The sequence below is a fragment of the Cupriavidus sp. 05N40 genome (genome assembly GCF_056397305.1).
On sequence record NZ_JBFTND010000325.1, the window covers coordinates 1 to 11,854 of the forward strand.

General features: G+C 68.4%; 12 protein-coding genes and 2 pseudogenes. 13 read left to right on the forward strand and 1 reads right to left on the reverse strand.

Annotated features, from left to right (window positions below; genetic code table 11):
* The 11 genes and pseudogenes from AC1DO7_RS39120 to AC1DO7_RS39170 form a co-directional block, all read left to right on the forward strand.
* The coding region (locus tag AC1DO7_RS39120; protein WP_477117411.1) for a DNA polymerase III subunit gamma/tau C-terminal domain-containing protein at nt 1-677 on the forward strand (677 nt) is incomplete at its 5' end.
* Nucleotides 678-767: 90 nt separating this feature from the next.
* Nucleotides 768-1,100, forward strand: coding sequence for a YbaB/EbfC family nucleoid-associated protein (locus AC1DO7_RS39125; protein WP_420998475.1), 333 nt, complete (start codon nt 768-770; stop codon nt 1,098-1,100).
* 38 nt (nt 1,101-1,138) lie between these two features.
* A complete protein-coding gene (locus AC1DO7_RS39130) occupies nt 1,139-1,474 on the forward strand; it encodes an antibiotic biosynthesis monooxygenase family protein (RefSeq protein ID WP_441624292.1) in 336 nt (111 codons plus the stop codon).
* Nucleotides 1,471-2,085, forward strand: coding sequence for a recombination mediator RecR (recR, locus tag AC1DO7_RS39135; RefSeq protein ID WP_441624294.1), 615 nt, complete (start codon nt 1,471-1,473; stop codon nt 2,083-2,085). Before AC1DO7_RS39130 ends, recR begins: the two co-directional genes overlap by 4 nt.
* A 33-nt stretch (nt 2,086-2,118) precedes the next feature.
* The gene (locus tag AC1DO7_RS39140; RefSeq protein ID WP_477117412.1) at nt 2,119-2,994 is read left to right on the forward strand and encodes a LysR family transcriptional regulator; all 876 of its coding nucleotides are present in this window, start codon (nt 2,119-2,121) and stop codon (nt 2,992-2,994) included.
* A gap of 48 nt (nt 2,995-3,042) precedes the next feature.
* Complete coding sequence (locus AC1DO7_RS39145) at nt 3,043-4,239, forward strand: CaiB/BaiF CoA transferase family protein (RefSeq protein WP_441624298.1); 1,197 nt, start codon at nt 3,043-3,045, stop codon at nt 4,237-4,239.
* Nucleotides 4,236-5,231 (forward strand): hydroxymethylglutaryl-CoA lyase, encoded by a 996-nt coding sequence (locus tag AC1DO7_RS39150; protein WP_441624300.1) that lies wholly within the window; start codon nt 4,236-4,238, stop codon nt 5,229-5,231. The genes AC1DO7_RS39145 and AC1DO7_RS39150 overlap by 4 nt, the downstream gene beginning before the upstream one ends.
* Nucleotides 5,232-5,436: 205 nt before the next feature.
* Complete coding sequence (locus AC1DO7_RS39155; RefSeq protein ID WP_477117413.1) at nt 5,437-6,429, forward strand: Bug family tripartite tricarboxylate transporter substrate binding protein; 993 nt, start codon at nt 5,437-5,439, stop codon at nt 6,427-6,429.
* A gap of 245 nt (nt 6,430-6,674) precedes the next feature.
* Nucleotides 6,675-7,617: pseudogene (locus AC1DO7_RS39160) on the forward strand (ABC transporter substrate-binding protein).
* Nucleotides 7,618-7,809: 192 nt separating this feature from the next.
* On the forward strand, nt 7,810-8,622 hold the full coding sequence (locus AC1DO7_RS39165) for an ABC transporter ATP-binding protein (protein ID WP_441624304.1): 813 nt from the start codon (nt 7,810-7,812) through the stop codon (nt 8,620-8,622).
* 65 nt (nt 8,623-8,687) lie between these two features.
* Nucleotides 8,688-9,479: an ABC transporter permease gene (locus AC1DO7_RS39170; protein ID WP_441624306.1), complete on the forward strand. Its 792-nt coding sequence runs from the start codon at nt 8,688-8,690 to the stop codon at nt 9,477-9,479.
* A 208-nt stretch (nt 9,480-9,687) separates the two neighbouring features.
* Here AC1DO7_RS39170 and AC1DO7_RS39175 read toward each other — a convergent pair whose 3' ends face one another.
* Complete coding sequence (locus tag AC1DO7_RS39175) at nt 9,688-10,662, reverse strand: NADPH:quinone oxidoreductase family protein (protein WP_441624312.1); 975 nt, start codon at nt 10,660-10,662, stop codon at nt 9,688-9,690.
* Between the two features lie 271 nt (nt 10,663-10,933).
* On the opposite strand from AC1DO7_RS39175, the gene surE reads away from it, so the two are divergent.
* Together surE and AC1DO7_RS39185 are read left to right on the forward strand one after the other, a co-directional pair.
* Nucleotides 10,934-11,686, forward strand: coding sequence for a 5'/3'-nucleotidase SurE (surE, locus tag AC1DO7_RS39180; RefSeq protein ID WP_441624308.1), 753 nt, complete (start codon nt 10,934-10,936; stop codon nt 11,684-11,686).
* A gap of 28 nt (nt 11,687-11,714) precedes the next feature.
* Nucleotides 11,715-11,854: pseudogene (locus AC1DO7_RS39185) on the forward strand (protein-L-isoaspartate(D-aspartate) O-methyltransferase); the annotation flags it as partial.

The window sequence follows — 11,854 nt, forward strand, 5'->3', positions numbered from 1 at the left end:
ATCCTGGCCCGTCCGGCGATGTCCCGCCGTGGGAATTCGCCGGCAGCAGCGACGTGCCGCCGTGGGAAGACCTGCCGCCGGACCTGCCGGTCATTGGTCCGTACGGCAGCGACGCCTACGGCAGCGATCCCGAACCCATGCCCGCACGGCAGCCGGCGCCACAGCGCCGCGAGCCGGCCCGGCCAGCCGTGCAGGCCGCTCCTGCACAGGCGCCGGCACCGGCACCGGCAGAGCCTGTCGCAGCCGTGCGCCTTACCCCGCCCAAGCCGCCGGTGGCCGGCGAAGACGGCACGCCGCCGGTCTTCACCGGCGCCTGGCCGGCGCTGGCCGCCAGCCTGTCGCTCAAGGGGCTGGCGCAGCAGCTTGCCTACCAGAGCGAACTGGTACAGGTGGTGGGGCGTACATTCCATCTGCGCGCGCCGGTGGCGCCCATCACCGAGGCCGGCGTGGTCGAGCGCCTGCAGCAGACGCTGGGCGAGCACCTCGGTACCGAGGTGCGGGTGCAATGCGAGATCGGCGCGGTCGCCGATACGGCGGCGGCGGCGGATGCCCAGGCGCGCGCCGAGCGCCAGCGCGAGGCCGAGGCCACCATCGAGGGGGATCCCTTTGTGCAGGGCTTGCTGCGCGAGTTCGGCGGCCATATCCTGCCCGGGTCGATCCAGCCGCGGGCGGCCTGACCGATTGAACGACTTCCATGACGGGTCGCCGGCGCCCATGACGCGCGGCGGCCCGTGGTTTCCATCCAACACGCTAATCAGGAGCTTTCCATGATGAAGGGCCAACTGGCCGGGCTGATGAAGCAAGCCCAGCAGATGCAGGAAAACATGAAGAAGATGCAGGAGCAGCTTGCCCTGATCGAGGTCGAGGGCCAGTCCGGCGCCGGCCTGGTCAAGGTGACCATGACCTGCAAGAACGACGTCAAGCGCGTCTCCATCGACCCCAGCCTGCTGGCCGAGGGCGAGGACAAGGAATTGCTGGAAGACCTGGTGGCGGCTGCCTTCAACGACGCCGTGCGCAAGGCCGAGGCGACCACGCAGGAAAAGATGGGATCGATGACGTCTGGCCTGCCGCTGCCGCCGGGCTTCAAGATGCCGTTCTGAGCCGCGTCCCGAGTCTGATGCGCGCAACGGAGCCAGGCATGATCCTCGAATCCGCAGTGCTGCCGGTACGGCCCGGCCAGGAGGTCGCCTTCGAGGCGGCCTTCGGGCACGCACGCCATATCATCGCGGGCATGCCGGGTTTCCTCGGGCTCGAACTGCATCGCTGTATCGAGCAGCCGTCCGACTACCTGCTGACGGTCCGCTGGCGCACGCTGGAAGATCACACGCAAGGTTTCCGCGGCTCTCCCGAATACCAGCAGTGGAAGGCCCTGCTGCACCATTTCTACGAGCCGTTTCCCACCGTGCTGCACCACACGCCGGTGGTGAGCATGGCCGCGCCCGACCGGCGCCCCGCCGACGGAGGCGCCGCGTGAAGAACGCGCCACCGACTTCGCTGCAGGCGCTGATCGAGGCCCTGCGGGTCTTGCCCGGCGTCGGCCCCAAGTCCGCGCAGCGCATGGCCTACCATCTGCTGCAGCACGACCGCGAAGGCGCGCGCAAGCTCGGCGACGCGCTGCGCGGCGCGGCCGACGGCATCAAGCATTGCTCGCGCTGCAATACCTTCACCGAGCAGGAAATCTGCTCGACCTGCCTGGACGAGCGGCGCGACGCCTCGCTGCTGTGCGTGGTGGAAACGCCGTCCGACCAGGCCATGATCGAGCAGACCCTGACCTACCGCGGCCAGTACTTCGTGCTGATGGGCCGGCTCTCGCCGCTGGACGGCGTCGGCCCGCGCGAGATCCACCTGGACCGGCTGCTGGCGCGCGCCACCGACCCGGCCCTGGGCGGCCCGGTTGCCGAGGTCATCGTCGCGACCAATTTCACCAGCGAGGGCGAAGCCACCGCGCACTATGTGGGCGAGATGCTGAAGGCGCGCGGACTCAAGGTGTCGCGCCTGGCGCGCGGCGTGCCGGTGGGCGGCGAGCTGGAGTACGTCGATGCCGGCACCATCGCCCGCGCGGTGATGGACCGGCGCTCGGTGTAGCCGTGCCTGCCTCCATGGGCTGAACGCAACCGCATGAACCTTGCTCGCTTCGACCTCGTCACGCTCGGGCTGTTCGTCGCTGTGGCTCGCCAGGGCAGCATCTCCGCGGGCGCGCGCCAGTCCCACCTGGCCGTGGCCGCGGCCAGCAAGCGCATCTCCGACCTGGARRCCGCSGTCGGCGCGCCGCTGTTCTTCCGCCACGCCGCCGGCGTGCAGCTGACCGAGGCCGGGCAGGCCTGCTTCCATCACGCGCTCACCATCCTGCAGGATGTGGAGCGCATGGCCGGCGTGATGTCCGACTACGCCAGCGGCGTGCGCGGCCAGGTGCGCGTGTGCGCCAATACCTCGGCCATCACGCAGTTCCTGCCCGATGACCTGGCGACCTTCATGGCGCTGCATCCCACCATCCGCATCGAGCTCGAAGAGCAGAACAGCAGCGAAATCGTGGCTGCGCTGGTCGAGAACCGCGCCGACGTCGGCATCTTTGCCGACCGCACGCCCAGCGCCGGCCTGGTCACCGTCGAGTACCGCCAGGACGAACTGGTGCTGGTCACGCCGCCGCACCATCCGCTCTCGGAGCGCGGGCCGGTGCGCTATGCCGATACCCTCGAATACGACTTCGTCAGCCTGCCGCAGGTGACGTCGCTTGCCGCGCGCCTGCTGGAGGAGAGCAGCCGGCTGGACAACGGTCGCTTCAAGACGGTCCCGGCGTGGTTGCGCGGCCTTGCCGCACGGCTTGTACGGTCTGCAGCCGCACGCCTGGCCAGGCCCGCTTCGCTTCGTCCTGGAGCAAGCGCCCGACCGGACAGCTTTCGCGTTCCAAGACAACCCGCTTCTCCGAATGCCGATTCCGCCATGCGCGCGGCTAGGGCAAACTGCGTCGAAACAAGGCGTGGCGCCGGCAGATAGCCAGGATGCCCGGCACGCAGCAACCGATACGGCACGGAGACCCTCCACATGGCGCGACAGATTCTCGAAGGCATTCGGGTCCTGGAACTCGGACAACTGATTGCCGGCCCCTTTGCCGCCAAGACCCTCGCCGATTTCGGCGCCCAGGTGGTCAAGGTCGAGCCGCCCGGGCAGGGCGACCCGCTGCGCAAATGGCGCATGTTGCATGGCGAGACGTCGGTCTGGTGGGAGGCACAGTCGCGCAACAAGCAATCGATCTGCATCGACCTGCGCCAGGCCGAAGGCCAGGCGGTGGTGCGCAAGCTGGCGGCCGGGGCCGACGTGCTGATCGAGAACTTCCGGCCCGGCACCATGGAAAAGTGGGGCCTGGGCTTCGAGTCGCTGCGCGCGGACAATCCCGGCCTGATCATGGTGCGGGTTTCCGGCTACGGCCAGACCGGCCCGAAGAAGGACGAACCCGGCTTTGCCGCGGTGGCCGAGGCCATGGGCGGCCTGCGCTACCTGACCGGCGAGCCCGGCCGCGCCCCGGTGCGCGCGGGCCTGTCGCTGGGCGACACCATCGCCGGCCTGCATGGCGCGCTCGGTGTGCTGCTGGCGCTGTACGAGCGCGACGCGCGCGGCGGCCAGGGGCAGGTGATCGACGTGGCCCTCTACGAATCGTTGTTCAACCTGAGCGAGAGCCTGCTGCCGGAGTACTCCGCATTTGGCGCGGTGCGCCAGCCGGCCGGCGGCGCCTTGCCCGGCATCGCACCGTCCAATGCCTATCCCTGCGCCAGCGGAGAGTATGTGCTGGTCGCCGCCAACGGCGACGCCATCTTCAAGCGCCTGATGCATGCCATGGGCCGCGCCGACCTGGCCGGGGATCCGGCGCTGGAGCGCAACGACGGCCGCGTCAGGCGCGTCGAGGAAATCGATGCGGCCATCGCGGCCTGGACCCGCAGCCAGAGCGTGGAGGATGCGCTGGCCGCGCTCAAGCAGGCCGAAGTGCCCTCGGGCCGCATCTACACGGTCAAGGACATCGCCGAAGACCCGCACTACCGTGCGCGCGGCGTGATCGAGAGCGTGACCTCGGCCGGCGGGCTGACCGTGGAGGTGCCGGGCATCATGCCCAAGCTGTCGGGCAGCCCGGGTGCCATCCACGACCGCGCGCCCACGCTGGGCGAGCATACCGATGCGGTGCTGGCGAAGGCCGGCTTCGACGCCGCCACCATCGCCGACCTGCGCGCACGCGGGGTGGTGGCATGAGCGCCGCCGCCTTCGCCACGCCGGCCGCTCTGCGCGGCCCGGCCCGCATCGAGATCAACGAGGTGGCGCCGCGCGACGGCCTGCAGATCGAGCCGGTGGTGGTGCCGACCGATGCCAAGGTGGCCTTCCTGGATGCGCTGTCCGCGTGTGGCTTTGCCCGTATCGAGGCAACTTCCTTCACCTCGGCCAAGGCGATTCCCGCGCTGGCCGATGCCGAAGCCGTGATGCACCGCATGCAGCGCGCCGCCGGCGTGCGCTATACCGCGCTGGTGCCCAACCTGCGCGGCCTGGAGCGTGCGCTGTCTTGCCGGCCCGACGAGCTCAATCTGGTGATGTCCGCCAGCGAGACCCACAACCGCGCCAACCTGCGCATGACGCGCGCGCAGTCGCAGGCGCAGTTGCTGGCGATGACCGCGGCGGCGGGCGAGGCCGGCGTGCCGGTCAATGTCTCGCTGTCCACGGTGTTCGGCTGCCCCTTCGAGGGCGAGGTCGACGCCGACGCCGTGATGGCGCTCGCCAGGTCGTTCGCCGAGGCCGGCGCGAGCGGCATCACGCTGTGCGATACCACCGGCATGGCCTATCCCACGCAGGTCGCGGCGCTGTGCGAACGCTTCCAGCGTGAACTGCCGCGGACCGGCCTGACCATCCATCTTCACAACACGCGCGGCATGGGCCTGGCCAACGCGCTGGCCGCGTGGCAGGTGGGCGTGACGCGCTTCGACGCCGCCGCCGGCGGACTCGGCGGCTGTCCTTACGCGCCCGGGGCGAGCGGCAACGTCAGCACCGAGGAGCTGGTGCATATGTTCGCCGCAATGGGCGTGGACACCGGCGTGGACCTGGGCCGCCTGCTCGACGTGGTGGCGGGCTTGCCGGCGCTGGTCCAGCGCGACACCGCCAGCCAGCTGCTGCGGGCCGGCCCGCGCCTGCGCACGCACCAGCCGCCGGCGTGGCTGGCCGGCCATTTTGCCGCGCAGGACGGCACGCAGCCCTGAGCCGTGCCCGCAGGAACCCGTTAGGCATTCCCTGGAAAAAACCCGCAAGAGCGGGTGCGCACCGCGCGGCGAGGGCCGGCGCGGGCGCAAGACAAGACCAAGCTCAAAGAGCAGCAAGCAGGAGACACCCATGCCCCGCATCCCGGCATACGCCGACACACGTTCGCATTCCTCGCAGTCCTCGCAGTCCAGCCTGTCCGCTGCCATGCGCGCTGCATCGCCCGCGCGCCGCAGGGCGCTTGCCGCCGCCGCGGCGCTGGTCGCCGGCCTGGCCGGCGCCACCGCTTCGGCGCAGGACGGCGCGTGGCCGCAGCGGCCCGTGACGCTGGTGGTGTCGGCCGCCGCCGGCGGCACCACCGACCTGGCCGCGCGCATGATTTCCGAGCCGCTGGCCAAGGCGCTCGGCCAGCCGGTGGTGGTGGACAACCGTCCCGGCGGCTCGGGCGGCATCGCGGCGCAGACCGTGGCGCGCGCCAAGCCGGACGGCTACACCCTGATGGTGCAGTACTCCGGCTACCAGGTCATCACGCCGCTGCTGACGAAGACCTCGTGGGACCCGGTGAAGGACTTCGCGCCGGTCGCCAATCTCCTGTCGGCGCCGCAAGTGCTGGTGGTGCGCCCGAGCCTGCCGGTCAAGACGCTCAAGGAACTGGTGGCCTATGCCAAGGCCAATCCCAACAAGCTCAACTACGCCTCGTCGGGCAATGGCTCGCTGCAGCACGTCTCGACCGAGTTGCTGAACCAGATGGCCGGCATCCAGATCACCCATGTCCCATACAAGGGCACGGGCCCGGCCATGACCGACCTGCTGGGCGGCTCCGTCGACCTCACCATCACCACGCCGCCGCCGCTGATGGGGCATATCCAGGGCGGCAAGCTGCGCCCGCTGGTGGTGACCAGCAAGCAGCGCCTGCCCAGCCTGAAGGACGTGCCTTCCGCGCCCGAGGCCGGCTATCCCGACCTCGACGTGTCTTCCTGGTTCGCCATGTACGCGCCGGCCGGCACGCCCAGGCCGATCATCGACAAGCTGGCCGGCGAGATCGAGCGCATCATGCAGACCGACGCCTTCCGCAAGAAGGCCGAGGAACTGKGCGCGGAGGCGAAATTCATGGGGCCGCAGCAGCTGGCGACCTACCAGCGCGGCGAACTGGCGCGCTGGGGCAAGGTGATCAAGTCCGCCGATATCCACGCCGAGTGAGCCAGGTGGAAACCGGCGTGCCGGCGCGGCCCGAAGCAGTGGGGCGGTCGAGCGAGGGCCGGACTGTGGTCGAAAGGCGGTCGAAAGGCGGCCGAAAGGCTCGCCCTGTATCGTCGATGCCGTCGCAGCGGCACCGGGCACGGCATAGGTGTTGATCCCGATGCGGCCCCGGTGCGCATCGGATAGCATCGCAGCTTGCCGCTGCGCGGCACGGTTGCCCCGGGTACAACAGGTAGGAGAGAGCAATGTATAACAAGAAATTCTGGAAGCAGGCGCTGATCGCGCTGGCGCTGTTCGCCGCTGACCATCGCCGAGCGTCTCGGCTATTTCAAGGATGAAGGCCTCGACGTCGACATCGTCGACTTCGCCGGCGGCGCCAAGGCGCTGCAGGCCGTGGTGGGCGGCAGCGCGGACGTGGTTTCCGGCGCCTACGAGCACACCCTCAACCTGCAGGCCAAGGGCCAGCAGTACCAGGAATTCGTGCTGCAGGGCCGTGCCCCGCAGATCGTGCTGGTGGTCTCCAACAAGACCATGCCCAACTTCAAGTCCGTGGCCGACCTGAAGGGCAAGAAGATCGGCGTCACCGCGCCGGGATCGTCCACCAACATGATGGCCAATTTCGTGCTGGCCAAGGCCGGGCTGAAGGCGTCGGACGTGTCCTTCATCGGYGTYGGCGCCAGCGCCGGCGCGGTGGCCGCGATGCGCTCGGGCCAGATCGACGCGATGGCCAACCTCGATCCGGTGGTGTCGATGCTGACGCAGAAGAACGAAGTGCACATCGCCTCGGATACCCGCACGCTCAAGGACACCCAGGCGGTGTTCGGCGGCAACATGCCGTCCGGCTGCCTCTACGCATCGAGCGCCTTCATCCAGCAGAACCCGAACACCACGCAGGCCCTGACCAACGCCATGGTGCGTGCGCTCAAGTGGCTGCAAAAGGCTGGTCCGTCCGACATCGTCAAGACCGTGCCGGAGAGCTACCTGCTGGGCGACCGCGCGCTGTACCTGTCCGCCTGGGACAAGGTCAAGGAAGCGATCTCGCCGGACGGCACGATGCCCGCCGATGGTCCCAAGACCGCGCTCAATACGCTGCAGCAGTTCGACCCGGACCTGAAGGGCAAGGCCATCAAGCTGGAGAACACGTTCACCAACAGCTTCGTGCAGAAGGCCAACGCCAAGTACAAGTAAGGCTTCGCCCGCGCAACGGGAGCCTGTGGCCCGCTGCACGCAGCGGGCCTTTGCATTTGCGCGGCCCTGAGGCCCGCCGCACGATTTCACGGATTCACGTACTCCAGTCGCGCCGAGGCGCCGTGCGGTATCGACGGTGCCGCATCGCCGGGATTCGCCAAAGATTCGCCAAAGATTCGCCAAGAGCCAGCCATGAGCACTGCCGCACTTTCCCTCGACAACGTCACCTGCACCTTCGTCTCGCGCGAAGACCGCAGCCAGCGCTATACCGCCGTCAAGGACGTCACCCTCGACATCCAGCCCGGCGAGTTCGTTTCCGTAGTGGGCCCGACCGGCTGCGGCAAGTCCACCTTGCTCAATGTCGGTGCCGGCCTGCTGCAGCCGTCGATTGGCGAAGTGCGGGTGTTCGGCGAGCCGCTGCGCGGCATCAACGAGCGCGCCGGATATATGTTCCAGGCCGAAGCGCTGATGCCGTGGCGCAGCGCGCTGGACAATGTGATCGCCGGACTCGAGTTCCGCGGCATGCCGCGCGCCGAGGCGCAGCAGGAGGGCGAGGCCTGGCTGCGCCGCGTGGGCCTGGGCGGTTTCGGCGACCGCTACCCGCACCAGCTCTCGGGCGGCATGCGCAAGCGCGTGAGCCTGGCGCAGACGCTGGTGCTGGACCCGGACATCATCCTGATGGACGAGCCGTTTTCCGCGCTCGACATCCAGACCCGCCAGTTGATGGAGAACGAGGTGCTGGACCTGTGGGCGGCCAAGCGCAAGGCGGTGCTGTTCATCACCCACGACCTCGATGAAGCCATTGCCATGAGCGATCGCGTGGTCGTGCTGTCGGCGGGACCCGGCACGCACCCGATCGGCGAGTTCGTCATCGACCTGCCGCGCCCGCGCGACGTGGCCGAGATCCGCAATCACCCGCGGTTCATCGAACTGCACGCCGCCATCTGGGACGTGCTGCGCGAAGAGGTGCTGAAAGGCTACGCGCAGCAGCGCAAGGTGGCCTGACACGGCCGCCGCCGCATCGCAGGCATCTCTCCCATTCAATCCGCACTGATTTCCATTCCATTCCCATGGCATTCCGTCCCGACTCCAAGGGCATGCTGCGCTTCTGGCAGTTGCTCGTCCTCGTAGTGATCCTCGGCGCTTGGCATATCGCCACGCGTTCGCAGCAGGTTGCCTTCTTCTTCGGTGAACCGCTGATGGTGGCCCAGCGCATCTGGACCTGGTTCGTGGTCGAGCGCGATATCTACATCCACCTCGGCGTGACCCTGATCGAGACGCTGCTGGCGTTCGGCATCGGTACCGCCGCCGGGCTCGGCGTGGGCCTGTGGCTGGCGCTCAGCCCGCTCACCTCGGCCATCCTCGATCCCTATATCAAGGCCATGAACTCGATGCCGCGCGTGATCCTGGCACCGATCTTCGCCGTGTGGTTCGGCCTGGGCATCTGGTCCAAGGTGGCGCTGGCAGTGACGCTGGTGTTCTTCATCGTGTTCTTCAACGTCTACCAGGGTGTCAAGGAAGTCAGCCCGGTGGTGCTGGCCAATGTGCGCATGCTGGGCGCGAACCGGCAACAGCTGCTGCGCCATGTCTACCTGCCCAGCGCGACCAGCTGGGTCTTTTCCTCGCTGCATACCTCGGTGGGCCTGGCCTTCGTTGGCGCGGTGGTGGGCGAATACCTCGGCTCGGCACGCGGGGTGGGCTATCTGATCCTGCAGGCCGAAGGCACCTTCGACATCAACACCGTGTTCGCCGGCATCGTGGTGCTGACCGCGGCGGCGCTGGTGCTGGACACGCTGGTGGGCAGCGTGGAGAAGCGGCTGATGAAGTGGCAGCCGCGCACGGGCGAGACCGAGCGCCTGTAGCCGCGCGTGGTACTGGCAGAACTTGGAGGGCGGCAACGATGCCGGCCCGCAGCCGGCAGAACGCCAGCGTCCCGCGCGACTTCATCGGCTACGCGAACAAGCAGGCGGAAATGAAAAGAGCGCCGGGTGCGTTGGCACCCAGGCGCTCTTTTCTTTCACGCAGTGCGCACGGCAGCCAGTGGTGGCCGCGTGCGGGACCAGGGCATGATCAGGGCACGATGACGATCTTGCCGGTGACCTTGCGGGCTTCCATGTCCTTGAGCGCCTGCGGTGCCTGCTCGAGCGGATAGCGCGCGGAGATGTGCGGGCGGATCTTGCCTTCCTTCATCCAGCCCAGCATCTGCGCCATATTGGCCTGGTTGGCCTTGGGCTCGCGGCGCGCGAAGTCGCCCCAGAACACGCCCACCAGCGAGGCGCCCTTGAGCAGCGCCAGGTTCAGCGGCAGCTTGGGGATCTCGCCGTTGGCGAAGCCCACCACCAGGTAGCGGCCGCGCCAGCCGATCGAGCGGAAGGCCGGCTCCGCATAGATGCCGCCGACCGGGTCATAGACGACGTCGGGGCCCTTGCCGTCGGTGAGCGCCTTGACGCGCTCGCGCAGGTCTTCGGTGCTGTAGTTGATCAGCGCATCGGCGCCGTGCTCCTTGCACACCGCCAGCTTTTCATCGGTGGAGGCGGCCGCGATCACGCGCGCGCCGATGGCCTTGCCGATCTCGATGGCAGCCAGGCCCACGCCGCCGGCCGCGCCGAGCACCAGCATGGTCTGTCCCGCCTTCAGTTCGCCGCGGTCGATCACGGCGTGGTGCGACGTGCCGTAGGTGAGCGTGAATGCCGCGGCGGTCTCGAAGTCGATGCCCGGCGGCATCGGCACCACGGCACTGGCCGGGGCTTTGGCCTGCGACGCGAAGGCGCCGTTGCCCAGGTAGGCGATGACCTTGTCGCCCGGCTTGACGTGGGTCACGCCCTCGCCGACGGCATTGACCACGCCCGCCAGTTCCGAGCCCGGCGAGAAGGGCAGTTGCGGCTTGGCCTGGTATTTGTTCTGGATGATGAGGACGTCGGGGAAATTCACGCCGGCCGCCTTGACGTCGATCACGACTTCGCCCTGGGCGGGCACGAGATCGGGCAGGGTTTCGAGAACCAGCGAATCGGGCGGGCCCCAGGCTTTGCASAGTACGGCTTTCATCATGTCTCCGGTGATATGTTCTACGGGTTGTTATGTCCGTTGCCCGGCGGCGATGGCGCAAAAAGGTGCATGCGCGGTGGATGCGCGGGCCGGCGCCTGTTGCGTTGGCGCCGTATCCGCATTACGCCAGACGGGCCCGGGCAAGTGTAGCGCAAAAATAGCACGGTCGTTCTGTTAGCTTCCGCACAGATCCCCGCCGAGCCGCGCAGGAGGCGGATTTTGCGGCGCGGTCAGGGCGTGCGCAGCAGCCTTGTCGGGTACAATCGCGGCCATGCATATCCTCCTCGCAAACGATGACGGTTACCTGGCGCCAGGGCTTGCCGCGCTGCACGCCGCGCTGGCGCCGCTGGCACGCATCACGGTGATCGCGCCCGAGCAGAACCACAGCGGCGCTTCGAATTCGCTGACCCTGCAACGGCCGCTGTCGATCTTCGAGGCGAGCGAGGGCGTGCAGAAGGGTTTTCGCTTCGTCAACGGCACGCCGACCGATTGCGTGCATATTGCCCTGACCGGCCTGCTGGACGAAAAACCCGACCTGGTGGTGTCCGGCATCAACCAGGGCCAGAACATGGGCGAGGACGTGCTGTACTCGGGCACCGTCGCCGCTGCCATCGAGGGCTTCCTGCTCGGGATTCCCTCGATCGCGTTTTCGCAGGTGGACAAAGGCTGGACGCAGCTTGACGCGGCGGCGCGCGTGGCGCGCGACATTGTCGAGCGCTATATCGCCAAGCCGGCGGCCGAACCGTTCTTGCTCAACGTCAATATTCCCAACCTGCCGTTCGAACATATCCGGGGCTATCGGGCGACACGGCTCGGCAAGCGCCATCCTTCCCAGCCGGTGATCACGCAGGTCAACCCGCGCGGCGATACCAACTACTGGATCGGCCCGGCCGGTGACGCGCGCGACGCGAGCGAAGGCACGGATTTCCACGCCACCGGCGAAGGCTACGTCTCGCTGACCCCCTTGCAGCTGGACCTGACGCATCGCGGTCAGCTCGAGCAGATCAACCAGTGGCTGGCATAAGCCCTTCCACGCGCAGTCCCCGGCCGTCATGAGCACTGCCCCGCGCCGCCCGAAATTTCCCCTCTCCCTGGACGCCGTCGTCGAGCGCAAGCCTGCGCCGGCGCGTACCGCGGGCCTGCCCGCCGTCGGCGGGGCCCGCGGCGCGGCCATCGCGGCCAAGGCCGCGGC

Excerpts from the sequence above, each read along its gene's own strand:
- AC1DO7_RS39125 (WP_420998475.1), top strand. The coding sequence starts at position 768 with ATGATGAAGGGCCAACTGGCCGGGCTGATGAAGCAAGCCCAGCAGATG.
- AC1DO7_RS39130 (WP_441624292.1), top strand. The coding sequence starts at position 1,139 with ATGATCCTCGAATCCGCAGTGCTGCCGGTACGGCCCGGCCAGGAGGTC.
- AC1DO7_RS39145 (WP_441624298.1), top strand. The coding sequence starts at position 3,043 with ATGGCGCGACAGATTCTCGAAGGCATTCGGGTCCTGGAACTCGGACAA.
- AC1DO7_RS39150 (WP_441624300.1), top strand. The coding sequence starts at position 4,236 with ATGAGCGCCGCCGCCTTCGCCACGCCGGCCGCTCTGCGCGGCCCGGCC.
- AC1DO7_RS39165 (WP_441624304.1), top strand. The coding sequence starts at position 7,810 with ATGAGCACTGCCGCACTTTCCCTCGACAACGTCACCTGCACCTTCGTC.
- AC1DO7_RS39170 (WP_441624306.1), top strand. The coding sequence starts at position 8,688 with ATGGCATTCCGTCCCGACTCCAAGGGCATGCTGCGCTTCTGGCAGTTG.
- surE (WP_441624308.1), top strand. The coding sequence starts at position 10,934 with ATGCATATCCTCCTCGCAAACGATGACGGTTACCTGGCGCCAGGGCTT.